Origin of the sequence: Ruegeria sp. 6PALISEP08 (genome assembly GCF_001238295.1) — a bacterium.
Classification (GTDB): domain Bacteria; phylum Pseudomonadota; class Alphaproteobacteria; order Rhodobacterales; family Rhodobacteraceae; genus Ruegeria.
In genome coordinates, this window is sequence record NZ_LGXZ01000001.1 from 26,933 (window position 1) to 51,503 (window position 24,571).

The 24,571-nt window shown below is 56.1% G+C and carries 29 protein-coding genes; 13 read left to right on the plus strand and 16 right to left on the minus strand.

Annotation, left to right across the window (positions count from 1 at the left end; genetic code table 11):
* Positions 1 to 528 precede the first annotated feature (528 nt).
* A complete protein-coding gene (locus tag ALB80_RS00155; protein WP_050602007.1) occupies positions 529 to 1,299 on the plus strand; it encodes an alpha/beta hydrolase in 771 nt (256 codons plus the stop codon).
* A gap of 99 nt (positions 1,300 to 1,398) precedes the next feature.
* Positions 1,399 to 2,238 (plus strand): DMT family transporter, encoded by an 840-nt coding sequence (locus tag ALB80_RS00160; RefSeq protein ID WP_050602008.1) that lies wholly within the window; start codon positions 1,399 to 1,401, stop codon positions 2,236 to 2,238.
* A gap of 15 nt (positions 2,239 to 2,253) precedes the next feature.
* On the opposite strand, the gene ALB80_RS00165 is transcribed toward ALB80_RS00160, so the two are convergent.
* The 4 genes from ALB80_RS00165 to parE all read right to left on the minus strand — a co-directional run bounded on the left by ALB80_RS00165 (position 2,254) and on the right by parE (position 6,702).
* Positions 2,254 to 2,535 carry a hypothetical protein gene (locus tag ALB80_RS00165; protein WP_050602009.1) on the minus strand — a complete coding sequence of 94 codons (282 nt, stop codon included), beginning with the start codon at positions 2,533 to 2,535 and terminating at the stop codon, positions 2,254 to 2,256.
* Between the two features lie 202 nt (positions 2,536 to 2,737).
* A complete protein-coding gene (locus tag ALB80_RS00170) occupies positions 2,738 to 3,709 on the minus strand; it encodes a UDP-glucuronic acid decarboxylase family protein (RefSeq protein ID WP_050602010.1) in 972 nt (323 codons plus the stop codon).
* Positions 3,710 to 3,976: 267 nt separating this feature from the next.
* Positions 3,977 to 4,747, minus strand: coding sequence for a hypothetical protein (locus ALB80_RS00175; protein WP_157054114.1), 771 nt, complete (start codon positions 4,745 to 4,747; stop codon positions 3,977 to 3,979).
* Positions 4,744 to 6,702 (minus strand): DNA topoisomerase IV subunit B, encoded by a 1,959-nt coding sequence (parE, locus tag ALB80_RS00180; RefSeq protein ID WP_050602012.1) that lies wholly within the window; start codon positions 6,700 to 6,702, stop codon positions 4,744 to 4,746. Before parE ends, ALB80_RS00175 begins: the two co-directional genes overlap by 4 nt.
* 227 nt (positions 6,703 to 6,929) lie before the next feature.
* On the opposite strand from parE, the gene ALB80_RS00185 reads away from it, so the two are divergent.
* Together ALB80_RS00185 and ALB80_RS00190 are read left to right on the plus strand one after the other, a co-directional pair.
* Positions 6,930 to 8,204, plus strand: coding sequence for an adenylate/guanylate cyclase domain-containing protein (locus ALB80_RS00185; RefSeq protein ID WP_050602013.1), 1,275 nt, complete (start codon positions 6,930 to 6,932; stop codon positions 8,202 to 8,204).
* A gap of 186 nt (positions 8,205 to 8,390) precedes the next feature.
* Positions 8,391 to 8,999 carry a carboxymuconolactone decarboxylase family protein gene (locus ALB80_RS00190; protein WP_050602014.1) on the plus strand — a complete coding sequence of 203 codons (609 nt, stop codon included), beginning with the start codon at positions 8,391 to 8,393 and terminating at the stop codon, positions 8,997 to 8,999.
* A 13-nt stretch (positions 9,000 to 9,012) separates the two neighbouring features.
* Here the strand turns inward: ALB80_RS00190 and ALB80_RS00195 are convergent, their stop codons facing one another.
* Positions 9,013 to 9,891: an alpha/beta fold hydrolase gene (locus ALB80_RS00195; RefSeq protein ID WP_050602534.1), complete on the minus strand. Its 879-nt coding sequence runs from the start codon at positions 9,889 to 9,891 to the stop codon at positions 9,013 to 9,015.
* A gap of 122 nt (positions 9,892 to 10,013) precedes the next feature.
* Here ALB80_RS00195 and ppk2 point away from each other — a divergent pair, with 122 nt between their 5' ends.
* Positions 10,014 to 10,937 carry a polyphosphate kinase 2 gene (gene ppk2 / locus ALB80_RS00200; protein ID WP_050602015.1) on the plus strand — a complete coding sequence of 308 codons (924 nt, stop codon included), beginning with the start codon at positions 10,014 to 10,016 and terminating at the stop codon, positions 10,935 to 10,937.
* 119 nt (positions 10,938 to 11,056) lie between these two features.
* Positions 11,057 to 12,415 (plus strand): MATE family efflux transporter, encoded by a 1,359-nt coding sequence (locus tag ALB80_RS00205; RefSeq protein WP_371255939.1) that lies wholly within the window; start codon positions 11,057 to 11,059, stop codon positions 12,413 to 12,415.
* Here ALB80_RS00205 and ALB80_RS00210 read toward each other — a convergent pair.
* Together ALB80_RS00210 and ALB80_RS00215 are read right to left on the minus strand one after the other, a co-directional pair.
* Complete coding sequence (locus ALB80_RS00210; protein ID WP_050602016.1) at positions 12,412 to 12,813, minus strand: hypothetical protein; 402 nt, start codon at positions 12,811 to 12,813, stop codon at positions 12,412 to 12,414. The genes ALB80_RS00205 and ALB80_RS00210 overlap by 4 nt on opposite strands.
* Before the next feature lie 2 nt (positions 12,814 to 12,815).
* Positions 12,816 to 14,018, minus strand: a complete 1,203-nt coding sequence (locus tag ALB80_RS00215) for a pyridoxal phosphate-dependent aminotransferase (protein ID WP_050602017.1) — start codon at positions 14,016 to 14,018, stop codon at positions 12,816 to 12,818.
* A gap of 92 nt (positions 14,019 to 14,110) precedes the next feature.
* Here ALB80_RS00215 and ALB80_RS00220 point away from each other — a divergent pair, with 92 nt between their 5' ends.
* The 3 genes from ALB80_RS00220 (at position 14,111) to ALB80_RS00230 (ending at position 15,333) form a co-directional block, all read left to right on the plus strand.
* A complete protein-coding gene (locus tag ALB80_RS00220; RefSeq protein WP_050602018.1) occupies positions 14,111 to 14,503 on the plus strand; it encodes a helix-turn-helix domain-containing protein in 393 nt (130 codons plus the stop codon).
* A 29-nt stretch (positions 14,504 to 14,532) separates the two neighbouring features.
* On the plus strand, positions 14,533 to 14,757 hold the full coding sequence (locus tag ALB80_RS00225; RefSeq protein WP_157054130.1) for a succinate dehydrogenase assembly factor 2: 225 nt from the start codon (positions 14,533 to 14,535) through the stop codon (positions 14,755 to 14,757).
* A 78-nt stretch (positions 14,758 to 14,835) separates the two neighbouring features.
* Entirely contained in the window at positions 14,836 to 15,333 is a 498-nt protein-coding gene (locus ALB80_RS00230) for a MarR family winged helix-turn-helix transcriptional regulator (RefSeq protein WP_172677841.1), read from the plus strand.
* Here ALB80_RS00230 and ALB80_RS00235 read toward each other — a convergent pair whose 3' ends face one another.
* The 3 genes from ALB80_RS00235 to ALB80_RS00245 are packed head-to-tail and all read right to left on the minus strand — an operon-like array spanning position 15,334 to position 17,170.
* Entirely contained in the window at positions 15,334 to 16,047 is a 714-nt protein-coding gene (locus ALB80_RS00235; RefSeq protein ID WP_050602021.1) for a DUF1194 domain-containing protein, read from the minus strand.
* Positions 16,044 to 16,745, minus strand: a complete 702-nt coding sequence (locus tag ALB80_RS00240) for a DUF1194 domain-containing protein (protein WP_253276789.1) — start codon at positions 16,743 to 16,745, stop codon at positions 16,044 to 16,046. The genes ALB80_RS00235 and ALB80_RS00240 overlap by 4 nt, the downstream gene beginning before the upstream one ends.
* Positions 16,742 to 17,170 (minus strand): VOC family protein, encoded by a 429-nt coding sequence (locus ALB80_RS00245; RefSeq protein ID WP_050602023.1) that lies wholly within the window; start codon positions 17,168 to 17,170, stop codon positions 16,742 to 16,744. Before ALB80_RS00245 ends, ALB80_RS00240 begins: the two co-directional genes overlap by 4 nt.
* 176 nt (positions 17,171 to 17,346) lie before the next feature.
* Between ALB80_RS00245 and thyX the strand changes: the two genes are divergently transcribed.
* Complete coding sequence (gene thyX / locus ALB80_RS00250) at positions 17,347 to 18,255, plus strand: FAD-dependent thymidylate synthase (RefSeq protein ID WP_050602024.1); 909 nt, start codon at positions 17,347 to 17,349, stop codon at positions 18,253 to 18,255.
* Between the two features lie 240 nt (positions 18,256 to 18,495).
* On the plus strand, positions 18,496 to 18,624 hold the full coding sequence (locus ALB80_RS22790) for a hypothetical protein (RefSeq protein WP_256364005.1): 129 nt from the start codon (positions 18,496 to 18,498) through the stop codon (positions 18,622 to 18,624).
* 86 nt (positions 18,625 to 18,710) lie between these two features.
* Here the strand turns inward: ALB80_RS22790 and ALB80_RS00260 are convergent, their stop codons facing one another.
* Positions 18,711 to 18,917: a cold-shock protein gene (locus ALB80_RS00260; protein ID WP_050602026.1), complete on the minus strand. Its 207-nt coding sequence runs from the start codon at positions 18,915 to 18,917 to the stop codon at positions 18,711 to 18,713.
* A 214-nt stretch (positions 18,918 to 19,131) separates the two neighbouring features.
* Here ALB80_RS00260 and ALB80_RS00265 point away from each other — a divergent pair, with 214 nt between their 5' ends.
* Positions 19,132 to 19,449, plus strand: coding sequence for an ArsC/Spx/MgsR family protein (locus ALB80_RS00265; protein WP_050602027.1), 318 nt, complete (start codon positions 19,132 to 19,134; stop codon positions 19,447 to 19,449).
* Positions 19,450 to 19,490: 41 nt separating this feature from the next.
* On the plus strand, positions 19,491 to 19,859 hold the full coding sequence (locus ALB80_RS00270; protein ID WP_050602028.1) for a hypothetical protein: 369 nt from the start codon (positions 19,491 to 19,493) through the stop codon (positions 19,857 to 19,859).
* Position 19,860: 1 nt separating this feature from the next.
* Here ALB80_RS00270 and ALB80_RS00275 read toward each other — a convergent pair whose 3' ends face one another.
* The 5 genes from ALB80_RS00275 to thrS form a co-directional block, all read right to left on the minus strand.
* A complete protein-coding gene (locus tag ALB80_RS00275) occupies positions 19,861 to 20,379 on the minus strand; it encodes a DoxX family protein (protein WP_050602029.1) in 519 nt (172 codons plus the stop codon).
* On the minus strand, positions 20,376 to 21,137 hold the full coding sequence (locus ALB80_RS00280; protein WP_050602030.1) for a DNA-binding domain-containing protein: 762 nt from the start codon (positions 21,135 to 21,137) through the stop codon (positions 20,376 to 20,378). Before ALB80_RS00280 ends, ALB80_RS00275 begins: the two co-directional genes overlap by 4 nt.
* Positions 21,134 to 21,991: a DUF692 family multinuclear iron-containing protein gene (locus ALB80_RS00285; RefSeq protein WP_050602031.1), complete on the minus strand. Its 858-nt coding sequence runs from the start codon at positions 21,989 to 21,991 to the stop codon at positions 21,134 to 21,136. Before ALB80_RS00285 ends, ALB80_RS00280 begins: the two co-directional genes overlap by 4 nt.
* A 73-nt stretch (positions 21,992 to 22,064) precedes the next feature.
* Positions 22,065 to 22,367, minus strand: a complete 303-nt coding sequence (locus tag ALB80_RS00290; RefSeq protein ID WP_050602032.1) for a DUF2282 domain-containing protein — start codon at positions 22,365 to 22,367, stop codon at positions 22,065 to 22,067.
* Between the two features lie 221 nt (positions 22,368 to 22,588).
* Positions 22,589 to 24,547 (minus strand): threonine--tRNA ligase, encoded by a 1,959-nt coding sequence (gene thrS, locus ALB80_RS00295; protein ID WP_050602033.1) that lies wholly within the window; start codon positions 24,545 to 24,547, stop codon positions 22,589 to 22,591.
* Positions 24,548 to 24,571: the final 24 nt, after the last annotated feature.

The window sequence follows — 24,571 nt, forward strand, 5'->3', positions numbered from 1 at the left end:
GAAGAGGAAATGCAGGCCCTGAAGCGGGGCGACCTCATTGGTGACGGCTATGAACAACGGAAGTTCCGAATTGCTGGCGGTTGAGGCCGAGAGGAACTCGACCTTGTCGCATAAAACGGCCGTGTCCGGGTCGAAGGCCGGATCACAAAAGCGCAGGCGAAACCGAGCGGCGTCACGATCAAAGGCCAGTGTGGCCGCATAAGCCACATCGATCTGACGATCCAGCCGTGAGCTGTCCGAGGTGTAAAGCCCCGCCAGAACAGCGACCAACGCCCCGATACCGCCCAGTACGACCCAGACCAGATCGGCCAGCTTCCAGGCCCGATGACCGGCCGGTTTGCGGAACAGAAATGCCGTTCCGATACATCCCACTACAAAAAACAGAATCAGCAGGGGCAGTTGGTTGTCGGTCACAAAACTCATGAGCCCGATCTTAGGACCTGACCTGCGTCCTGCAACAGGGATCACGCGCAGTTGTAACATCTTACCGAATGTTCATACTGACCGAAGAGCCACGGGAGATTGTCGATGACAAAAGACATTGTTCTGATTCATGGGGCATTTGCCGGACCCTGGTGTATGCAGGATTATGCGACCTTCTTTCGTGATCGGGGGTGGACTGTACACACCCCCGCCTTGCGTCATCATGGCGATGATCCGAAAGCCGATCCTGACCCTGGGCTGACTAAGACCAGCGTGCTGGATTACACCGACGACATTGCGGAGTTTGTGCAGGGTCTGGACAGCAAGCCGGTTCTGCTTGGCCACGCCATTGCGGGTGTTGTTGCGCAGCAGGTGGCCGCGCGAGGTCTGGCCAGCGCCATTGTGCTGATCAACCCCAATGCGCCCTGGGGCACCTTGCCCGCAACCGATGATGAGCGCGCTGTGCCGCGTGCGCTGATGGAAGGTGGGGCCTTCTGGAAACAGCCCATGCGGGTCGAGTTCGACCTGATGGCGCCCTTTGCGCTCAATAAAATGGACGAGGCACAACAACACGCCGTGTTCGATCAACTGGGGGCCGAAAGCGGGCGCGTTATGTTCGAGATGTTCTTCTGGATGTTCGATGACCATCACGCGATCAAGGTTGAGTTCGACAAGGTCGACTGCCCAGTTCTGGTCGTTTCAGGCGCAGAAGACCGGGCGGTAAATCCAGACACATGCTGCGCCCTGGCAGAGCGTTACGGAGAACGCGGAACTTTTCTGCTGGTTCAGGACCACGCGCATTTTCTGTTTATGGAGCCAGGCTGGCAGGGGCCTGCTGAGCAAATCGAAAGCTGGTTGAATACACAGCCCATTTGAAACCGGGTTGACAATAATCAGGTTTTTGGTCGAGATCGCGCCAAGTGAATAGGGCCACAGACCCTTTTTGCGCATAGTATCTGCGGGAAAGGACCGGGCATGACCCTATTCGTCATCCTCATTATTCTGTCTGCAGCACTGCTTCATGCGGTCTGGAACGCCATCGTCAAGATCGCGGCGGATCGCACGACCATGTTGGGGCTCGTTGCATTTGGCCACGTGTTGCCAGCGACTGTTATGGTGATGGTCCTGCCATTGCCCAGTGCCGAGAGCTTTATCTACATCCTGCTCTCGACCGTTGTGCATTTCGGGTATTACTTCATGCTGGGCAAAGCCTATCAGCATGGGGATCTGAGTGTGGTTTACCCCATCGCCCGAGGCATCGTTCCAGCACTGGTTTCGCTTTGGGCGATGGTTCTGGTGGGTGAGGTGCTGCCATTGCAGGCGTGGGGTGGCATTGCCCTTATCGCATTTGGCATTCAGCTGAGCAGTTGGAAGGAGCTGCGCTCGGGTGTGGGGCGCAGTGCGCTGGGCTTTGCAGTAGGCACCGGTTTTTGCATTTCGATCTACTCGGTTGTGGATGGGATCGGCGTTCGGCTGTCGGGCAACACACTCAGCTATTGGGCCTGGGGTGCTTTCCTGCACCTGTTCATTGCCGGCTTTGTCGGGGTCAAAAAGCGCTCGAGCCTGAAGTACATACCTGCCAAGGTTTGGATGACGGGCATTCTTGGCGGGCTGGTCTCGATGACCGCGTATGGTCTGGTGCTTTATGCCAAGAATTTTGCCCCGCTGGGCGCCGTTTCGGCGCTGCGAGAAACCTCGGTCATCTTTGCCGCGCTGATCGGGTTCATCTTCCTCAAGGAAGGCAATTGGATACGACGGTTGGGGGCCGCCGCACTTATGGCCATCGGTGTTGCCTTGATCGGGCTGGCCGTCTGATCACGGATGCAGGGCTCAGTTATTGGTCGAGAATGTGCTCTGTGGTTTCCATTTCAGGGTGCCGTCGTTATCGCGGTGGCAACGCAACAGGCGTTCCTGAACCGTGCTGACTGTATTGGTAACCGTGTTGTCGCCGACCATCAGAACAAAGGCGTCCTCGGAATAGGCCATGCCGTCGTAATAGCAAAACCGGCTTTCGGCCCCGTCCGGAATGGGGGATGCGGTGCTGAGCATCTGCTGCGCAAGGGCTTGTGAGGCCAGCAGCGCCAGGGCCAGTCCAAAGGTAATAGTTTTCATGTCGTCCTCCCGTCTAAAAGCGGTGTTGGTAAAAGATACTGGACGCCCGGACCTCAAGCCATTGTTGTTATGATGCGGTAAGTGTGAACGGGATCAAAGGTTTAGGCAACGAGAAATTGCCATCGTTCCTTCGTGCCACGCGATTGAAGCCCAGACGTAGGCCTGTGCAATCCTGTTTCCATGGGGGAAAGCCGTCCCTTGTTCAGTGGGACGCAGCTTCTGATTGTAGCTCTCTGAAATAGCTGATGGTGGACGCCAACCCTTCCTTCAGCTGCACCTTGGGTTCCCAGTTCAGCAGGGTCCGCGCCAGAGTGATATCCGGTTGACGCTGTTTCGGGTCGTCCTGCGGCAGTGCCTTAAAACTGATGGGGGTTTCGGCCCCCACAAGCGCCTGTATTTCACCGGCCAGTTCGTTCATCGAGAATTCATTGGGATTGCCCAGATTGACTGGGCCGGTGACGTCTGGGCCAGTTTCCATCAGGCGGATGAACCCTTCGATCAGATCATCCACGTAACAGAATGACCGGGTTTGCGTACCGTCGCCAAAGATCGTGATCGCCTCACCGGTCAGGGCCTGCATGATGAAGTTCGACACGACGCGCCCATCGGCAGGGTGCATTCTGGGCCCGTACGTGTTGAAGATGCGGGCCACCTTGATCTCAAGCCCCATCTGCCGGTGATAATCGAAGAACAAGGTCTCGGCGCAGCGCTTGCCCTCGTCATAGCACGAGCGCGGACCAACCGGGTTGACGTTACCCCAATAATCTTCGGTCTGCGGATGGATGGTCGGGTCGCCATAGACTTCGGAGGTCGAGGCCTGAAATATCTTGCATTTCAGCCGCTTCGCCAGCCCCAGCATGTTGATCGCGCCATGCACGCTGGTCTTGGTCGTCTGCACCGGATCGTGCTGATAATGCACGGGTGAGGCCGGGCAGGCGAGGTTGTAGATCTCGTCGACCTCCACAAACAACGGAAAGGTCACATCATGGCGCATGAACTCGAACCGTGGGTTGTTGTGCAGGTGGTCAATGTTGCGCTTGGTGCCGGTGAACAGGTTGTCGACGCACAAAACCTCATGCCCCTCATCCAGAAGCCGGTCGCACAGATGCGAGCCCAGAAACCCGGCCCCACCGGTTACGAGAACACGTTTTCGACTGTCATAAAGGCGGGCCATTGCAAATCCTTAATCGTTAAATCCAAGCCAGCTTGTCACAGGGAAGCCGGGTCTTGGTTTGATTAGTAAACCGAAGATGTTTGAATTGCAGTAGATTTTGGTATTTTGAGGGCGCGTGTGGGGTTGGTGCGTCTTCTGCCCATCCAATGCTTGATGCAAAGCATCAAGCACGCGCCCGACCCGCTCCCGTTTTGTCAGAGGCAATCCTTCACTTTGACACCGGGCGCATTTCGCAACTACCTTCGGTCTGGGCGCGAACTGAGTGTTTCAATCGGACGTCGAACCAACTTTCTCATGTAAGGTTCTTTTAATTGTGTAGCGTGGCCACTGGCTTTCGGACGCAATGTAAACAACATCATATCTGCTCAAGAACCGATCACCCTCACTATCATCAAACCTTACAACAGCGCTCAGTACTTCAGTAATCGGTGCACAAAGTTCAACGGCTTGATCTTCAGCGGAGTCCTCGAATTTTAGAAGTTCTTTGCTTACCTGCAGAAGAGTCTGACCATCTAAGGTGTATTCGATCGAGAAGTTGGAGACAGTATGTCCAATGTTGGTGATCTTGGTGAAGTAGCGATAATTGTCCAACCCTTGCCGGGAGTCTGCTCCAAATTTGATGTCCAGCTTAGGTTGTAGACTTTCTTTTTTAGATAATGCCTGAATGTTGAGGACTTCTCGCTCGTGTTCCAGAGTTTCTCGAGTGACTTTTACCATTTCTTTTTGCTGTTCAACGGAATGGGCAAGTTCCTTGGCTTGTAGGTTCAGTGCATCCACGCTGTTTTGAAGCTCTCGGCTTTGCTGAAAGAACCCGAGGACTAGCCAAAAGATTGCAAGAGGGCCAAAAACTCCTGCAAGGAAATCACCCAGTTGGTTGATCTCCAACGGTTCTAATTTGATAGCTCCGAGGAGCATTGCAATTGGAAGGCATCCAACCAATAGCACAACATAGATTTTAGTGATGGTTAGGCCCAGAGACGCCAGATGTAGGGAGTTTGGTTTTACTTTTTTCGAAGAAGGATTCGAACCTTTAGTCAAACATCCAACTCCTCCACAAACCGCGCGTTCTCCTGAATGTACTGGAACCGCAGTTCGGGTTTTTTACCCATCAGGCGCTCGACCAAGTCGCCGGTCTCGCCGGGTTCGTCCTCGTCGATGGTGACCCGGATCAATTTCCGGGACGCGGGGTCCATCGTGGTTTCTTTCAGATCCTTGGCGTCCATCTCACCCAGACCCTTGAAGCGGGACACGTCGATCTTGCCCTTGCCGCCCAGACCTTTCTCAAGCCATTCATCCCGCTCGGCCTCGTCCAGGCAGTAGACGCGTTTGGCACCTTGAGTCAGGCGATACAAAGGCGGGCAGGCCAGATACAGGTGGCCCGCGTCGATCATCGGACGCATCTGGGTGAAGAAGAACGTCATCAGCAGCGCCGCGATATGCGCCCCGTCCACATCCGCGTCGGTCATGATGATGATCTTGTCATAGCGCAGGTCATCGACGTTGAACTTGGTGCCAAGCCCCACACCCAACGCCTGCGTTAGGTCACTGATTTCGGCGTTGGTGCCCAGTTTCGAACTGGCCGCGCCCAGCACGTTCAGGATCTTGCCGCGCAAGGGCAACAGGGCCTGTGTTTTGCGGTTTCGGCCCATCTTGGCCGAGCCGCCCGCAGAATCGCCCTCGACGATGAATAATTCCGTGCCATCCCGTGTTGAACTAGAACAGTCCACCAACTTGCCGGGGAGACGAAGTTTCTTAGTGGCGGACTTGCGTTGTGTTTCCTTCTCGGCCCGTCGGCGCAGGCGTTCCTCTGACCTCAGGATGAGGAAGTCCAGGATCGCACCTGCCGATTTATTGTCCGCGGCCAGCCAGTTGTCGAAATGGTCGCGGACAGAGTTCTCGACCAGTCGCTGCGCTTCGACCGTGGCAAGGCGGTCTTTGGTTTGGCCCACGAATTCCGGTTCAGAGATAAAGCACGACACCAGCGCGCAACCACCGGTGATCAGGTCGTCGCGGTTAATCTGCGCGGCCTTCTTGTTGTTGATCAGCTCGCCATAAGCCTTGATCCCTTTGAGGACCGCGGCCCAGAAGCCCGCCACATGTGTGCCGCCTTCGGGCGTGGGGACGGTGTTACAGTAGGACTGGATGAACCCGTCGCGCGAAGGGGTCCAGTTGATCGCCCATTCCACCTTGCCGGGGGCGCCGAATTTTTCGTTGAAATCCACGGTGCCGGCAAAGGGCTGCTCGGCATAGGTGGACGATCCGTTCATCGTCTCTTTCAGGTAATCCGACAGGCCGCCGGGGAAATGAAACGTAGCCTCGGTCGGGGTTTCACCGTCGTCGATGGCGGATTTCCAGCGGATTTCGACGCCCGAGAACAGGTAAGCCTTGGACCGGATCGATTTGAACAGCCGCGCCGGTTTGAAACGATGGTGGCCGAAGATGTCCGCATCTGCGTGGAAGGTCACTGTTGTACCGCGCCGATTGGGGGCCGCGCCGACCTTTTCCACAGGACCCAGCGGAACGCCGCGCGAGAACCGCTGTTCGAACAATTGCTTGTCGCGTGCCACCTGCACGACCATCGAATCCGACAGAGCATTCACCACGGACGCACCCACACCGTGCAGACCGCCCGAGGTCTGATAGGCTTTGCCCGAGAACTTGCCGCCCGCGTGCAAGGTGCACAGGATCACCTCAAGCGCCGATTTGCCCGGAAACTTCGGGTGCGGATCGATTGGAATACCCCGTCCGTTGTCGCGCACCGTAAGGGCATAATCGGCGTGCAGCTCAACCTCGATCCGGTTGGCATGGCCCGCGACGGCCTCATCCATCGAGTTGTCGAGGATTTCGGCCACCATGTGGTGCAACGCCCGCTCGTCCGTGCCGCCAATATACATGCCGGGACGTTTGCGGACCGGTTCCAGCCCTTCCAGCACCTCGATCGAGGAGGCGTCATAGGTATTGGTCGCTTCGGGCGTCAACAGATCGTCGGGCATGGGTGCTGCTCTTGTTTTTGAGTTTCTCCCATTATGGCAGGTGATGTGGTCCGGGGAAAGAGGGGCGCGAGGTGTTGTAGGTGTTTGAGAGGTGAAGAATGGGGTGGAGGCCCGCTGTGCGGACAAAGTGGACAATTGTTTCGCCCCTCTTATGCGTACGTTTTGCTTCAATAAACTAAATGACATAGGCGATGGGCTGCTCCAAAGTGCTCTTTAAGGAGAACTTTATGCCGGATGTTTTCGACCGAATTTCAGATTGGTTGCAGAAATTAGCCTTCTTCGAAGGCGAGGTAGGTGGTCTCGTCGAGCATCTGAGCCACAGGCTGATCGACGGCGGCGTGCCAGTTGCCCGTGTCTCTCTGGGTCGCCTCATGATGCACCCCGTCATCGGTTTGGTCGATGCTACTTGGGATGTATCAACCGACCGTATTGAATGGACTGTCATGCCTCGCAGTTCCATCACGGATGAGCTTTTTGACAGTGCACCCTTTGGCGAGAACACAAAACTGTCAGATCAAGTGGCCAGCAGGTTTTTTCACCGAGAAATCTGGGATCTTGCCGATGGCCTTGTTGGCGAATTGGAAATGGTGCCGCTTCTGCGTGCCAACCTGACGAACCCATCAATCCGGGATAAATACCCGATATACCAAAAACTGGCCGCATCAGGTTTCACCGACTACCTCGTATTGTCCGTTCCGTTTGGGACACGCACCGTATCGTTCGAAAATGGATCGGAGTGGGTGCTTGGTGCTTCTGTATCCTTTGCAACAAAGAGGCGCTCTGGTTTTACGAAACGAGAAATCGATGGTCTTGCGCGTCTGTCCATTCCGCTTTTTGGCACGGTTCGTGTTTATACTGAGCAGTTTTTGGCAGCAGAATTGATGGAAGCCTATCTGGGCAGGATTTCCGGTCAATCGGTCTTGAGCGGTCAGATATCGCGTGGCGATGTTCAGGAAATCGATTGTGCCCTTCTATTCAGCGACATGCACGGGTCAACGGCTCTGAGCCAACGCCTGTCGCCGGAAGACTATGTTGCTGCCGTCAACCGTTACTTTGAATGCGTCGCCGGAGCGGTTCACGACCACGGCGGAGAAGTGTTGAAATTTGTAGGTGATGGCTTACTGGCGATTTTCCCGTTTGATGGTCACCGACGTTTGCCGGAAGACATGTGCGAGGCAGCCCTGTCAGCTGCTCGAGAAGCGTTTCAAAGGCGCGCAGAAATTGCGCCTGAAGACCAAACCGATTTTGGAATTGGCTTACACATGGGTTCAGCGATCTATGGCAACGTGGGAACCGAAAAACGAATGGACTTCACGGTGACAGGTACGTCCGTTGCTTTGGTCAGCAGATTGGAAAACCTAACTCGGTCGCTTGATGCGCCTTTGCTGGCAACGAGTGAATTTGAAAAGCTTGTAACCGAAACGTCTCTCACACTTGGGTCGCAAACCCTGCGTGGGTTTGAAGAAGCCGTAGAAATCTATGCTTTCGAACATTTGGACTGAGGTACGAACGCTCCACCATGCGGCGCACAAACAACTAAACACTGAGGTCCGCTCTGGGCTCGGACCTGCCGTTCATTGCCTGCTGCATCACCTCGTTGCGTCATAGCTCGAGGTTTGCCTCGTAAGCGGTTCGAATTGTTACTAGGCTGCGCCAGACGTTCAATCGAGAGGAAAGACAGGTGCCGCATGAGCTGGATCAGAACAGTGCCGTTGGAAGAGGCGACCGGAAAGCTGAAGAAACTTTACGAACGGGTGACCGGCCCGGACAATAATGTGGACAACATCATGATGGCGCATTCTTTGCGGCCGCATTCGATGGAAGGCCATATGGCGATGTACAAGGCGGTGCTGCATCACTCGGGCAACAAGATACCGAAGTGGTTTCTTGAGGTGCTGGGCGTGTGGGTCAGTTCTCTGAATCGGTGCGGGTATTGCGTCGAACATCACTTCGCCGGTTTGCAGCGGTTGCTTGGCGACAAAGCGCGAGGCAATGCGATCCGGGCGGCGATTGAGGCACGTGATCCAGCTGCTGCTCCGTTGGATCCAGCGCAGGTCGCCGCCATGATCTATGCCTGTAAACTGACCGAAAGTCCGGGGGACCTGGTCGAGGCGGATGTGATCACCCTGCGTGAGGCGGGTTGGGACGATGGAGAAGTCCTTGAGATCAATCAGGTCTGTTCGTACTTCTCTTATGCAAATCGAACGGTGCTGGGGTTGGGATGTTCGACTGTCGGGGACGAGCTAGGTTTGTCGCCGAACAATTCTGACAACCCTGACGATTGGGGGCATCGGTAAAAGATCACACAGATCAGGCAATGCGGACCCATTCCAGTATGGCGTTTGCAACGTCCTGCGGTTTTTGATGGTGCAGCCAGTGGTCGGTGCCGGGGATCGTGACGCGGGTCAAGTCCGCGGCAAAAGCCTCTAGCCCCTCGGTGGTTTCGGGCAAGAGCGCCTTGTCATCAGGGCCCCAAAGCAACAGGTGCGGGCATCGGACATGCAGCCGGTCGTGCGGCAGGTCCGGCAGGTCTGTTGCCGGAAGTCCGGGTTCAGCCACAACCAGTGGAGAGGCGCGATACCAGTTCAGCATTGCCTTCAGCCTCCCGGGGCGAGCCCATTCGGTGCGATATTCGACCATGCGGCTTTCGGTCAGCCAATCCAGTCCCATGCCATGGCGAAAGAACCTTTCGAGCACCGCAAAACTGTTTTCGGACAGTTTCCGGGCCGCATCTGGTGCCCGCAGTTGGTTGATGTACTGCGAGGCTTCCGATTGCGCACCGCCTGTGGCCATGGCGCGTTGAAACGGAACCGGGTGCACGCCGTTTGCGATGACAAGCCGGTTAACCAAATCAGGACGGAACATAGCAAGGCCATAGGCCACCGATGCGCCCCAGTCGTGACCCAGCACGGTAAAAGGCGCTCCGTGGGTCTCAATCAAGGTGGCCATGTCGGACACCAGTTGCGATAGGGCATAGTTCTGCACCCCTTCGGGGCACCAGCTTTGACCATAGCCGCGCTGATCTGGGGCGATGCAATAGAAGTGATCCATCAGATGCGGGGCGAGATCCGCCCAGGCGCCGCCGTATTCCGGGAAGCCGTGCAGCATCAACAGCGGTGGCGCATCGGAGTTGCCCCAGAATCGGACACAGAAGGACTGGCCATTCAGGTCGGCAAAAGACGTGCGCATGGGAACCTCTGATCCGGAGTGGAATTTATGGGTTTTTGAGGCATCAATTTGACACCAATCAAAGCGCATTCAAGACGTTTCTGCTAGCCCTCATTCAGGACAGTAGAAAAAGGAAAAGATGTATGGAAGCCATTGCTCCGGTCGAAGCAAAATCCCCTCAGATCAAATCCGTACCAGCCAATACAGCCGAGCCCGTCGCGCCCAGTCCCGAGAAAATCCGGCAGGCGTTCGAAAGTGGGAAATACCCCTACGGCCGCAAGATGGCACGGGCGACTTATGAGACGCAGAAAGCCAAGTTGCAGGCCGAGCTTTTGAAGGTTCAGCTGTGGGCGCAAGACACGGGGCAGCGGTTCGTTCTGCTGTTCGAAGGTCGCGATGCCGCTGGCAAGGGCGGCACGATCAAACGGTTCATGGAGCATTTGAATCCGCGTCAGGCTCGAGTGGTCGCTTTGAACAAACCCACCTGGGAAGAGAAAGGGCAGTGGTATTATCAGCGCTACCTTCAGGAGCTGCCAACCGTTGGTGAAATGGTGTTCTATGACCGGTCCTGGTACAACCGCGCGGGTGTTGAGCGGGTGATGGGCTTCTGCTCGCCCAATGAGTATCTGGAGTTCATGCGTCAGACGCCGGAACTGGAACAGATGCTGGTCCGCTCGGGCATCCAACTGTACAAATACTGGTTCTCGGTCACGCAGGAGGAACAACAACGTCGGTTCAAAAGCCGCGAGACCGATCCGCTGAAACAGTGGAAACTTTCACCCATCGACAAGGCCAGCCTCAGCAAATGGGATGATTATACCGAGGCGAAAGAAGCGATGTTCTTTTACACCGATACCGCGGACGCGCCCTGGACGATCATCAAGTCGAACGACAAGAAACGGGCTCGGTTGAACTGTATGCGTCACTTCCTGTCGACGCTGGATTACCCCGGCAAGGATCATGACGTTGTCGGTGATCCTGATCCGTTGATCGTGGGGCAGGCGCATCACGTCATTCATCGGTCTGAACATATTCTGGGTGCAACATTGCATCCGGACGCCCGTTAAACACCAAGGTGCCCGTTCTCATGCCAGGAGCGGGCACCAAAGTCTCACAATGAAATTTTAGTGATCCACTCTTGTCCCGCGCCAAGCCCGCGCATATGGCTGGTGCTATGACAAAAGTGATGACATATCCCGCTCATTTTCGGGCGATTGCCGTGCTGGGCCTGCCCCTGGTCGGAGGGCATCTGGCGCAGTATGCGATCAGCTTGACAGATACCATCATGTTGGGTTGGTACGGGGTCGAGGCGTTGGCTGCGGTGACATTGGCCAGCAGCTATTACTTTGTGCTGTTTTTGTTCGGTGCGGGGTTTGGCTGGGCCGTCATGCCAATGGTTGCCACAGCGGCAGCAGAAGGGGACGAAACCAGCATTCGCCGCTCAACCCGAATGGGGCTTTGGCTGTCGCTGCTGTACGCAGTGGTGGTTATGCCATTGCTGTGGTGGTCTTATCCGATCCTAATCGCCATGAAGCAGGAACCGCAAATTGCTGAAACCGCATCCGAGTATTTGCGCGTTGCAGGTTGGGGGTTGTTTCCGGCCCTGCTTGTGATGGTGCTGAAGTCCTACCTTGCGGCATTGGAACGGACGCAGATCGTGCTGTGGATCACGGTCGCGGCGGCATTTGTGAACGCGGTGACCAACTATGCGCTGATCTTCGGCAATTGGGGGGCACCGGAACTGGGCGTGACGGGGGCGGCCATCGCCTCAATCGCAACCCAGGTCGTTTCGCTGGTCGCTGTTGTTATCTACGTGGTTCGGACGCTGCCCGAACACAGCCTTTTTCAACGGTTTTGGCGGCCGGATTGGGAGATGTTCGCCAGCGTATGGAAGCTGGGTGTGCCCATTGGTCTGACCACTCTGGCCGAAGTTTCGCTGTTTGCAACATCAGCGGTGATGATGGGGTGGCTGGGTCAGGTCCCTCTGGCCGCGCATGGGATCGCGCTGAACCTCGCTTCGGCTACCTTTATGGTGCATTTGGGGTTGTCAAACGCCGCCACCATCAGGGCAGGTAACGCGCTGGGCCGTCGGGACAGGGCACATCTGGAAAAAGGTGCAATTGCCGTAACGGGCATGTCACTGATCATGTCCGTTCTGACAATTGTCCTGTTTCTGACCTGTGCCGAACCGCTGATTTCATTGTTCATGGAGACTGATGATCCGCAACGCGGGCAAATCCTGGCTATTGGGACAGGGTTGCTTGCCATGGCGGCATTGTTTCAACTGGTCGATGGGGCGCAGGTCATTGCACTGGGTCTGCTGCGCGGATTGCAAGACGCCAAAATTCCCATGGTCATGGCCGCACTCAGCTATTGGGTCGTTGGAATCCCGGCGTCGTACTATTTTGGTTTTGTTCGCGAAATGGACGGCATCGGTGTCTGGCTGGGGCTGGTGCTTGGTTTGGCATTCGCAGCCGTGCTGTTGATGGCCCGGTTCTGGATGCATTCGGTCCGGCAGATGCCGACAGCAGCAGAACCCGCCTAATTCTTGCTCAGCCGGTCTGCTTTTTTCCGAACCAGAACCGTGCGCAGGTCGTGCATCGCCATCAGCAACCGGTCGGTTACGTCTTCTAGCTGTTCGTCACTTGCCTTGGACTGCGCCCATTGCGTGGTCAGGTTCAGGTAGTCGACAGCGCGATGGATATCGTCGATGTCGCGCTGGGCCAACAAGGCCCGGCGTTCTTGCATCCAGCGGTCGATTTCGGCGTGATCTCGCTCAGAAAGCGTCCGCTGCCCTTGCGGTTTGACTTCGCCATTGCGGATATTGATGACCGCGATCTGGTCCATCTCAATACGGCGTTGGCGGTTTTCTGTATCGACCCGAAACACCGCAGCCCCGTTTTCACGGATACGAAAGTAGTACTCGGGAAGTTCGGCGGACATGTTTACCTCAGAGATGTACAGAAACGCTGTATACGGCTGCAGGCCTCGGTCAGGGCCGCATCGGACGTAGCGTAGCTGACCCGGAAATTCGGCGAAAGCCCAAAGGCTGCACCAAACACAACGGCTACATCCGCCTCTTCCAGCAAAGAAGTGGCAAATGCTTCGTCAGTGTCGATGACCGTACCGGCAGGCGTCGTTTTGCCAATCAGTCCTGCAATCGAAGGATAAACATAAAACGCGCCTTCGGGCGTGGGGCAGGTGATGCCGTCGATTTCGTTCAGCATCCGAACCACCAGATCGCGACGACGATTGAACGTCTCGTTGTTCGGGGCCAGAAAGCCCTGTGTGCCGTTCAACGCCTCAACCGCGGCCCATTGGCTGACCGAGCAGGGGTTCGACGTGGATTGCGACTGAACCTTACGCATCGCCGCGATGATCTCGACCGGACCCGCTGCATAGCCGATGCGCCACCCAGTCATGGCGTATGCTTTAGAGACACCATTGCAGGTAAGCGTCCGGTCATAGAGACCGGGCTCTACTTCGGCCGGCGTGCAGAATTCAAACCCGTCATAAGCCAGGTGTTCATACATGTCGTCGGACATGATCCAGACATGCGGATGGCGCATCAGCACATCGGTCAGAGCCTTCAGCTCATCCCTGCTGTACCCTGCACCCGTTGGGTTAGAGGGCGAGTTGAAGATGAACCATTTTGTTTTGGGGGTGATTGCGGTTTCCAATTGTTCCGCAGTCAGCTTGAAACTGTTCTCGAGTGTCGTCTCAACGACAACCGGTGTTCCACCGGCAAGCAAAACCATGTCGGGGTAACTTACCCAATAAGGCGCGGGGATGATCACCTCGTCGCCGTCATTCATCGTCGCCGTCAGAGCGTTGTACAGCGTTTGCTTGCCGCCGGTTCCGACCGAGATTTGAGCGGGTGTATACTCAAGCCCATGATCGCGCTTCATCTTAGCGCAGGCCGCTTGTTTCAGCTCGGGAATGCCGTCTGGTGCGGTGTATTTGGTTTTACCCGCCGCAATTGCCGCAACAGCGGCGTCTTTGATGTTCTGAGGCGTGTCGAAATCCGGCTCACCCGCGCTCAGCCCGATAACATCGCGCCCGGCGGCCTTAAGCTCGGCTGCCTTAGCTGTCATAGCGATGGTAGGCGAAGGTTTAACGCGTGACAGTGTCGCAGACAGGAAACTCATGAGTGGCCTCGGTTTGTATGTTCAACCTGACTGTCATAGGGTGCACCGGAATGACGATCAAGCCGTATGGATAATGTGAATCGGAGACCCGAATGAATGATGAACAAGACTGGTATGGTCCGGAGTCTGCAACATTTGGGGATCGTTTGGCGGGCGCTCGCGAAGCCGCCGGAATGACGCAAGCAGAATTGGCACGCCGTCTTGGGGTCAAGAAAGCGACAATTGCTGATTGGGAAAACGATTTATCCGAGCCGCGTGCGAACCGATTGTCGATGATGGCGGGTATGATCAATGTCTCGATCATGTGGCTGCTGACCGGTGAGGGCGACGGCATGGATGCACCGGTGGAAGAGGGTGAAGGCGGTATGGAACTGTCAGTCGCCGTAGCCGAACTGCGTGCCATTCGCGGCGAGATGCGCGCGAGCGCCGAACGCGCGGCGCGGCTGGAAAAGAAAATGCGCCTGATGCTGGAGCAGAAGAATTGAGCGAGCCCCGGGATGTGCGCATCAAACGCATGAAAATGCGGTCCATGCGGCGTGGGATCAAAGAAATGGACATTATCCTGTCCGCCTACGCAGATCGCAATCTGGCCGACATGGATGAGGCCGGGCTGGATGATTATGACGCGCTGCTGAATGAAAATGACCAGGATCTATATCAGTGGGTCACCGGGCAGGTACAATCGCCTGCACAGTTTTCCCGCTTGATATCGGACATCGCTCAAACGTTTCAAAAGTAACGAAAATTTCCGCTTAACCGATTTTTTGGATTTTTGGTTCATCGTGTCTCAAACCGCGCGACTGAATCGGAGGGTCGGATGAGTATGGAAATGCAGGTCTCGGGATCGGGAACCAAGGGGTTCATGACCAGCTACCTTGAGGCGCTGGCCCTTGTGGAAAGATTGCACCGCTTGCTGCTGGACGTCATCAAGGACGAGTTTGAGCGCATTGGCGTGTTGGAAATCAATGCTGTGCAGGCGCTGCTTCTGTTCAATATCGGTGATCACGAAGTCACGGCAGGTGAACTGAAAAGCCGTGGCTACTATCAAGGCAGCAATGTCAGTTACAACCTCAAGAAACTGGTCGAGATGGGGTACATGCACCATCAGCGCTGCGAGATCGACCGTCGCTCGGTGCGCGTACGCCTGACGCCGCTGGGCAGAGAGATCCGCGACATCGTTTCCGACCTGTTTGCACGTCACGCTGAGGGCCTGCAAGGCAGGGGAGTGCTGGCACTTGAGGGCATAGAAGACATCACCACGTCGTTGCGCCGCGTCGAACGGTATTGGACCGACCAGATCAGGTATATCTACTGATCAAGGACGGGCTTCGGACAGCACGAGGCTGTCCAACTCTCGGATCAGTTTACGGATCATGGCATCTTCATAGGCCTCAAACCCCAACGCGACCTCGACGAAGGCGTTTGGCCCTGAAATGACCCAGGCCGTGTAATAGGCGGAAAGCTCGCCCACCTGAACAAAGCGCTGATCTCCGGCCTTAGGGTCATCCGCACCGATGACCAGACCGTTGATTGTTATTCCGCTGTTACGCAGTGTAGCTCGAACTTCGCGGGGATGGGTCCCAAGATTATGCTTGCCATCTCCAGACAGATCCAGCGTACGCCGCCAGCATGAATTTTGCTGCCGTAGCAAATCGGCGCCAAACGCCATCGCGGATCCAACCGCAGTGCCTTGCGGTGTCGAGCTGCGTGAAGTTTCGATCAAAAGGGTGTTGATTGCGTTTAGATCGACCTGGGTTTGAATCTCGGTCCAGTTCAGCAGCATTCGTTCGTGCCCGGGCTCGTTCCATTCAAAAACTGCCAGTCTTATGGATGTCGCGTCATCGGCCAGCATCAGCTGGCGCACTTCAGGGTGTTGCAGCGCAGCGGCCACGCCCTCTAACTGCAACCTGTATTCCCCGTTGTCGACTGACCCCGACACGTCCAGACCCAAAGCCAATGCGTGCCGGCACTGCGCATGAACAGGCCCGGATATCAGGCAGAACAACACGACAAGCAGACGCGCAATCATTGGCCAACACGTCCAATCGCGCCGATCTGCAGTCCGCTCAGTTCCCTCTTAAGCTTCTTGCGCATGGCGCGTTCGAAATCTTCAAACCCCTGTGCCACTTCAAGAAAGGCACCGGGGCCATGCAGGACGTTGTTCTCAAAGAAGGGAACCAGAAACAGTTCACCTTCAAAATCGGCGGCGTTGATAACCAGGCCATTGACCACAACGTCACGGGTAAAGAACCGTTGATACGCGATCTGCGGCCCATACCCGTCATTGTTGGACCCGTCACCGGACAGGTCTATCGTATGAAACAGGCAAGAGGGCGCGCTTTGCAGCAATTTGGCCCCAAACCGCAGCGCGTGCCCCATAGCTGTGGCCGAGCCTTGATTGGACCGGATCGACTGGCTGATTTGCGTTGCCGCGGCGATCAAATTTCCTTTATTTTCAATAATTTGCCAGTTCAGAATGACGTGTTGTGTAGATTGCCCGCTCCACTCGTAGACCGCCAAGGCAACGGGCAGGGGTGAGGAAAAGAAAGCCTCTTGTACTTCAGGGGCTAAAAGCGCTGCGGCCAATCCCTGCCTCTGCAAAAGATCTTCTGCATCGTCGACCGAGACTGAAATATCCATCGCCAGAGCTAGGGCCAAACGGCATTGTTCGGCCTTGATAGGGCCGGCCAAAATGGCCAGCCCCATTGCTATGATCCACCGGATCACCAGCGGCCGGTGTTCTCCATGCTGGCCCAGGGTTCGGCAGGTTCCAGCGCGTCGCCATTCTGCAGCAACTCAACCGAGATGTTGTCGGGAGAACGGATAAAGGCCATGCGACCGTCGCGTGGCGGGCGGTTGATGGTGACGCCGTTGTTCTGAAGGTGTTGGCAGACCTCGTAGATGTTGTCGACGCCGTACGCCAAGTGGCCGAAATGTCGGCTGTCGCTGGGCAGCTCATCATCGCCATCCCAGTTGTATGTCAGTTCGATCGGAGCGTCCTCCTGCCCCGGAGGAGCCATGAAAATCAGCGAGAATCGCCCGGCCTCGCTGTCATATCGGCGTGTTTCCTTGAGGCCGAGAAGCTCATAAAACGCCATGGACTTTTCCAGGTCCCCCACGCGGACCATAGTGTGCAGATATGTCAGCGCCATTTTGACTTTCCTTCTTCGATTTATTTTGCCAGCAACTTAGCGCACTGGTTTGACGTGTCGAGTGCACCGTGGTGTCCAAATCGAAAATAGCGCGGGTTGCGGCATATATCGCGGTTCCGGTGGCGGGATTGGCGAGATATAGTAGGAGGCGACTCATTACCAGAAAGGAAGATTTGATGCCGCTGTCCGCTGACCAACAGGCCGAGATCGAAGCGCAACGCGCGCAATCGCATCCCACACGTCGCGCCGTTTCAGCCGGAATGGAAGACCATTTGTACACCGCGCATCAGGTCCTGGATCACGGCTTTGTTCGTGTGATCGACTATATGGGCGATGATGCCGCGATCTGTCAGGCGGCCCGTGTATCTTATGGTAAAGGCACAAAATCGGTTCAGAACGACGAAGGGCTGATCCGATATCTGATGCGGCACTGGCACTCGACCCCGTTCGAGATGTGCGAGGTCAAACTGCATGTAAAGCTGCCCGTTTTTGTGGCGCGCCAGTGGATTCGGCACCGAACAGCAAATGTAAACGAATACTCGGCGCGGTATTCTATTCTGGATCGTGAGTTTTATATCCCCGCGCCAGAGCATGTAGCGGCCCAGTCAGAGGTGAACAACCAGGGGCGCGGATCAGCACTGGAAGGTGAAGAAGCGGCTCGTGTGCTGGAAATCCTGAAAGCCGACAGCACCCGCTGCTATGACAATTACGAGGCCATGATCAACCAGGATGGACAACAGGGCCTGGCGCGTGAACTGGCTCGGATGAACCTGCCTGCGAACATCTACACGCAGTGGTATTGGAAGGTCGATCTGCACAACCTGTTCCATTTCCTGCGTTTGCGCGCAGACCCTCATGCGCAGTACGAAATCCGCGTATACGCCGACGCGATGTGCAAGATCGTCGCCGACTGGGTGCCGTTTGCCTACAAAGCGTTCGAGGACTACCGTTTGGGTGCGGTCAACCTGTCCGCCCAGATGGCGGAGAGTCTTCGGAACATGTTGGCGGGTGAGACCGTCACGCAGGAAAGCTCAGGCATGACCGCCCGTGAATGGCGTGAGTTTGAAGCGATCATCCGCAAGTAATTCTCACTAACGCCTAGCGTTTGTCTATACATTCTGTCATGGAATCGATACAATGGTTCCATGATCCACGTTTATAAAACTGCTGCTTTGTGCTTGCTCTTTAGCCATACTTTGCCAGCGCAGGCTCAGTCTCCTATCGCAGAAATTCTGTGTGAGCCGACGCACCGGTTACACCAAAAGCTAGAAGGGCAGTTTGGGTCGGAACGTGTGGCCACTGGTGTTCGCGGACCTGAACAAATCATGGAAGTTTGGTCAAACCAGCGCGGCGACTGGACGATGGTCGTGACCTATGCGACCGGAACGTCCTGCATCGTTGCCATGGGCGACAACTGGATTGCTCATGACAGGCCAAAGCCCGCACGAGGGTAATGGAACATGTCCGGTGGGGGGCGGGTGACGGCCGGAAATTGGCCGTCATCCTCAAATGTATCACTCCGCGTTGGGCGGGGGTGTCGCTACAACGGCTTCAATTCAGATGCCATTTGGCGTCCGTCGCGTCCGTCCTGCAACTCGTATGAGACTTTTTGGTTGTCTGCGAGTCCGGTGAGGCCGGACCGTTCTACGGCCGAGATATGAACAAACACATCTTTGCCCCCTTCATCAGGGGCAATAAATCCATAGCCTTTGGTGGTATTGAACCATTTCACGGTGCCGGTTGGCATGTCCCGTGTCTCCTTCTACTTACGCATTGTCCCACAAATTGGTGGGGGCTGTGGTCGGCGTCATCGTAAATCCCACTGTTTCGCGATTGCAGAACAGTCCAATTTACATGTTTCGCCTTTTTCAACATTGCACGGTGAAGTAAAAAATCAAGAATAACTGCCAAAAACAGGCGTGATTGCCTAAAATGAAAGCACGAGCAGGAGTACCACAGTGATGAAACTTTATGGCTTGAAGGCTTGCGATACCTGTCGCAAGGCATTGAAATCTTTGCCAGATGCGGAATTTCTTGATGTTCGGAAAGACGGTGTGCCGGATTCTGTTCTGTCGCAAGGTTTTGCCGAATTCGGCAATGCTCTGCTCAATACAAGATCAACAACGTGGCGTGGGCTAGATGAAGGCCAGCGCGCAAAAGCACCACTGGAGCTTTTGAAAGAACACCCGACCCTGATGAAACGCCCCTTGATTGAGGATAACGGTAAGCTGCTGTTGGGATGGACCGCTGAAACCCGGGCGCAGCTTGGTGTTTCCTGAATGGGTGCTTATCTGCCCAAGATCAAAAGTGAGGATTTTCTATGCGTAATGCCGCAATGACTTTGGGCGTTATTGCCGGACTGATCGGTATGATCGTCGGGTTTTTCGGATATGCCAAAGTGGTCGTTGTCGACCATGTCGGCGAAATTGACGGGGTTCTGAGCCAAGTCGATAACCCCGGCCTGATCCAGGCCCTTTCGATTATCGCGCCTTTGCTGGCAATTGCCGGAGGGGCGATGGCACCTGCGCGAGCTCTGATCGGCGGGGTTTTGCTGCTGATTTCAGCCGGTGCGATGTACTATGCGTTTGGGTTTGGCGTCTTCACCATGTTCCCGATCGCCTTTGCCGGTGTGGCCGGCGTGCTTGGGCTGGCGGCAGGAAAACCGGACCAGCCCAAAGCGCATTTCTAGATCATTTCAGGCGCAGGATACGGTCCAGCGAGAGCGGGCCTGCGCCGTTGATCACAATGACCAGCATCAGGAAAGTCCACATCGTGCGCTGATCCAGGATGGAAGGCGCGGCGTCAAACAGGCTGCCAAGTTTCACGCCGTGGCCGGTGACGTCGACCAGCGTTTGCACCCAGATGAACCCAATCAATCCCAGCGCCGCCAGACGCGTGAACAAGCCAACCAGCAACAAGGCAGGCAGGACAAACTCGGCGACCGTTCCGAAGAAGATGACGATGCGCTGGAAGAATGTCATTTGGGACACGTCATATAAAACGGCCTCGGCCGCCTTGGGGAAGATCTGACCAAATGCACCAGCCGACGGTGAAAAGATCGAACCGTCGATCTTCAGCATGGCCGAGTTCCAGTAGTAAACCAGCAGAACGGCAATGAAGACCAGCCGCGCAAGTGTTGGAGTCAACCAGTTGGACGCGTGGTCCACCTTCTCAAGAGCAGAATTGTGAATTGAGATCAGGGCAGTCATGTCTCCAGCCTTTCGATAGTCACAGAAGTTAATGCACCGCCCTGTAAAAGCAGTGCCAGAGTGGTTCCAAGGTCAAATTCCGGCTGTTCCGCAGCGGTTTTCTCGAATGCTTCGCCAATTGTGTCGCCATTTTTCATATGGGCGATCCAGTCGGCTCCACCAACGGGCAGCAGTTGGGGAATGGGGTCGAATTCCGGGCGTGTGATCAACACATCCTCAGCACGTGCATCCGGTTTCGGGGCATCAGCCTCGGTGTTGAAGCGCCAGATCGCGTGGACGGGCCAATCTGAGCGGATCACCTGCATGGCCGGGGCAAAGTGTAGCCGGGCTTGCATGACCTGCTCGGGATCTACAGCCAGCGCTTCCGCCGGAGCAGGTTGGCTGTCGGCGGCGTGGTAAGAATTGCGCAGTGCAAGTTCCAGCCGCGCGACATCCGGTAGGTAACCAATATGCGAAAGCTGCTGCATTCCAGCCAGGAAATCGGGAAATGCTTCACCGTAGAACATCATCAGCGGCGATGACGGTGGATGCTGACGGAGGAATATCCCGGCCAGCCCGTCCATGTTCTGAGGCCCCAACAGCTTGGTGATGACGGGAAACGCCTGATGCATGGCCTCAGTCAATGAGACGGCAACATTGTTGCGATAGACGCTGAACCGGCGACCGGCTGGTTGCGCCTCGGCATCCAGCAAACCCTCGGGTACGGGGGCCGAGGCATCCATCATGGCTGCGCGGAATTCGGACTGCGAAACGCTCATGCCGGAATCCGCTCGAGTGCGGCCTGCGCACGAACCGCTTCTTCCCGCAGAACGGGAAAATCGGGGACATCGGTGTCCCATTCGATCAGAACGGGTTTCGGTCCCGAACGCTCCAGCACATAATCCAACAAGGCCCAGACCGGATCGACGACTTCGCGCCCATGGCTGTCAATCAACAACGGATGGCCATGGTCGTCTTCGTCTTCATCATGGCCGCCAAGATGAATTTCGCCCACATTCTCAAGGGGGTAAGCGTCAATGTAACCCTGAGGTGAAAAGTCCAGATTGGTCGCTGAAACAAAGACGTTGTTCACGTCCAGCAGCAGACCACAGCCGGTGCGTGTGGCGATCTCTCTCAGGAAATCGGGCTCTGACCATGTGCTTTCTTCAAAAGCCAGATAGCTGGAGGGGTTTTCCAACAGCATCTGCCGCCCAACAGTTTCCTGTACCTGATCGATATGTTCGCATACGCGCGTCAAAGTCGCGTCGGTATAGGGCAGGGGCAGCAGGTCGTTGTAGAAATGCGTGTCATGGGTGGACCATGCCAGATGCTCGGAAAAGCTGGCAGGGTTCAGCCAACCGACCAGGTGTTTCAGCCGGGCCAGATGATCGGGGTCAAGGGGGCCTTCGCCGCCGATGGACAGGCCAACGCCGTGAACCGAGATCGGGAATTGTTCGGACAGGTGGCGCAGCTGCGCCAAGGGGCGCCCACCGTCGCCCATATAGTTTTCCGCATGGATTTCCAGCCATGCGACAGGCCTTGCGTGTTCGAGTATCTGAGCAAAATGTTGCGGTTTGTAGCCAACGCCCGGTGCTGCGGGCAGGCGGTTCGACCGGTGTGCATCATCCAACATGGGTCAGTTCCTTGATCACGAAAGGGAAAGGGCGGGCGATCTGGCCCGCCCCTCTGAATTCGTATGATCGACCTTATGCCGGCAAATCGCGTTCCTGGGCTTCCAACGAACCTTTGCGCGGTGTGCCGTCTGCCTCTGCAGGCAGTTCGATGTCCGCGCAGGTGCCAGCGTCAACCAGGGTCCATGCGTTGCCCTGATAGTCAACGGTCGAGGTGCCCGCGCAGGTGGTGCCGGGGCCTGCGGCGCAGTCGTTCTGACCGGCCAGCGATACTCCATAGCATTTTTCTTTTGCCTGTGCGGTTGCAGTGGTTGCTGCGCCCGATACGGCGGCTGCGACTGCGGTTGCAATAACCAGGGACTTAGCTGTGTTCGACATCACGGTAATCCTCTTGATGACTGGGTATGTCTGCTTGTGACACTGACAAAGGTAGTGGCTTGATGGCCAGAGTTGAATTCACGAGCCCGTGTCTCACAAGCACGTCAGGGGGCGGCATGCCCTCTTGCAGCGTAATACATTGTTTTTGATGAAAAAAGGATGAAATGTTTCAATCTGGCCCCAAATCGGAGGCCAGATTTCCAGCGATATGCGGCCGAATGTTACAGCAGATCCGGTGGAGTGGCTGCCTGCGACAGCTCATTTGTTACAACGTCAAGCGGTTGAACATGTGTTTGTTTTTCACCCAGACGGCGGACACTTACAGTGCGGTCTTCGACTTCGCGGTGACCAACGGCCAGAATCACCGGCACTTTGCCGACCGAATGCTCGCGGACCTTGTAGTTGATCTTTTCATTGCGAGTGTCGGCCTCGGCACGCACACCTGAAGCGCGCAGGGTTTCAACAACCTCGGCAACATAGGCGTCGGCCTCGGACGTGATCGAGGCGACCACGACCTGACGCGGGGCGAGCCAGAAAGGCAGCTTGCCTGCGTGTTCTTCGATCAGGATACCGATAAAGCGTTCGAAAGATCCCAGTGTCGCGCGATGCAGCATAACGGGGCGGTGTTTACCGCCGTCAGCGCCGACATAGGTGGCGTCCAGACGCTCTGGCAGAACGAAATCGACCTGGTGCGTGCCGCATTGCCAGTCACGACCAATTGCGTCGGTCAGGACAAACTCCAACTTGGGACCATAAAAGGCACCTTCACCGGGGTTGAGCTCTGGCTCGATCCCCGCAGCACGTGTTGCACTGAGCAAAGCGGCTTCAGCTTTGTCCCAAACCTCGTCAGAGCCCGATCGTTTTTCAGGACGATCCGAGAATTTGACCGAGAAGTTTTCGAATCCGAGGTCCTTGTAGATCTCGGACAGGAAGCGAATGAACTCGGCAGTCTCGGATTCGATCTGATCTTCGGTGCAGAAGATGTGACCATCATCCTGCGTGAAGCCGCGCACGCGCATGATACCGTGCAAGGCGCCTGACGGCTCATAACGGTTGCACGATCCGAATTCCGCCATTCGAAGAGGCAGATCGCGATAGGATTTCAGACCTTGGTTGAAGATCTGCACGTGGCACGGACAGTTCATCGGCTTCAGGGCATTGATCGCCTTTTCGCGGGCATGTTCTTCGTCCACTTCGACGATGAACATGTTTTCCTGATACTTGTCCCAGTGGCCTGAAGCCTCCCACAGTTTGCGGTCCACAACCTGCGGAGTGTTGACTTCGACATACCCGCCCTTGCGTTGCTGGCGGCGCATGTAGTCCTGCAATTGCGTGTAGATGGTCCAACCGTTGGGGTGCCAAAAGATCTGACCGGGGGCCTCTTCCTGCATGTGGAACAGGTCCATTTCGCGGCCCAGCTTGCGGTGGTCGCGTTTGGCGGCCTCTTCCAGCATATGCAGGTGAGCTTTGAGCTTTTCCTTGCCTGTGAAAGCCACGCCATAGATGCGTTGCAGCATCGCGCGGTCACTGTCGCCGCGCCAATAGGCACCAGCAATGGACATCAGTTTGAACGCGTCGCCCGGCACCTGACCGGTGTGTTGCAGGTGCGGACCACGGCAAAGATCCTGCCAGTGGCCGTGCCAATACATGCGGAGCGGCTCGTCGCCCGGAATGGCTTCGATCAGCTCGACCTTATAGGGCTCGTTATTGGCCTCGTAAAACTCGATCGCGCGCTCACGGTCCCAGACCTCAGTGGTAACAGGATCGCGCTTGTTGATGATTTCCTTCATCTTTTTCTCGATCAGGCCGAGGTCTTCGGGCGTGAACGGTTCCGCGCGGTCAAAGTCATAATACCAGCCGTTTTCGATCACGGGGCCGATCGTAACCTTGGTGGCGGGCCAGATTTCCTGAACGGCACGCGCCATGATGTGCGCCAGATCGTGACGGATCAGCTCATTGGCCTGCTCTTCATCTTTCATGGTGTGGATGGCGATCTGCGCATCGGCTTCGATGGGCCATTGCAAGTCCCAATGCTGGCCGTCTACCGTGGCCGAGATGGCCTTTTTGGCCAGCGAGGTTGAGATATCGGCAGCCACCTGCGCGGGCGTGACGCCTGCGTCATAGATACGTGCATTGCCATCGGGAAAGGTGAGAGAGACGGATTGAGAATCCAGGGCCATATCGGCTCTCCTCGTCGGTTTGGC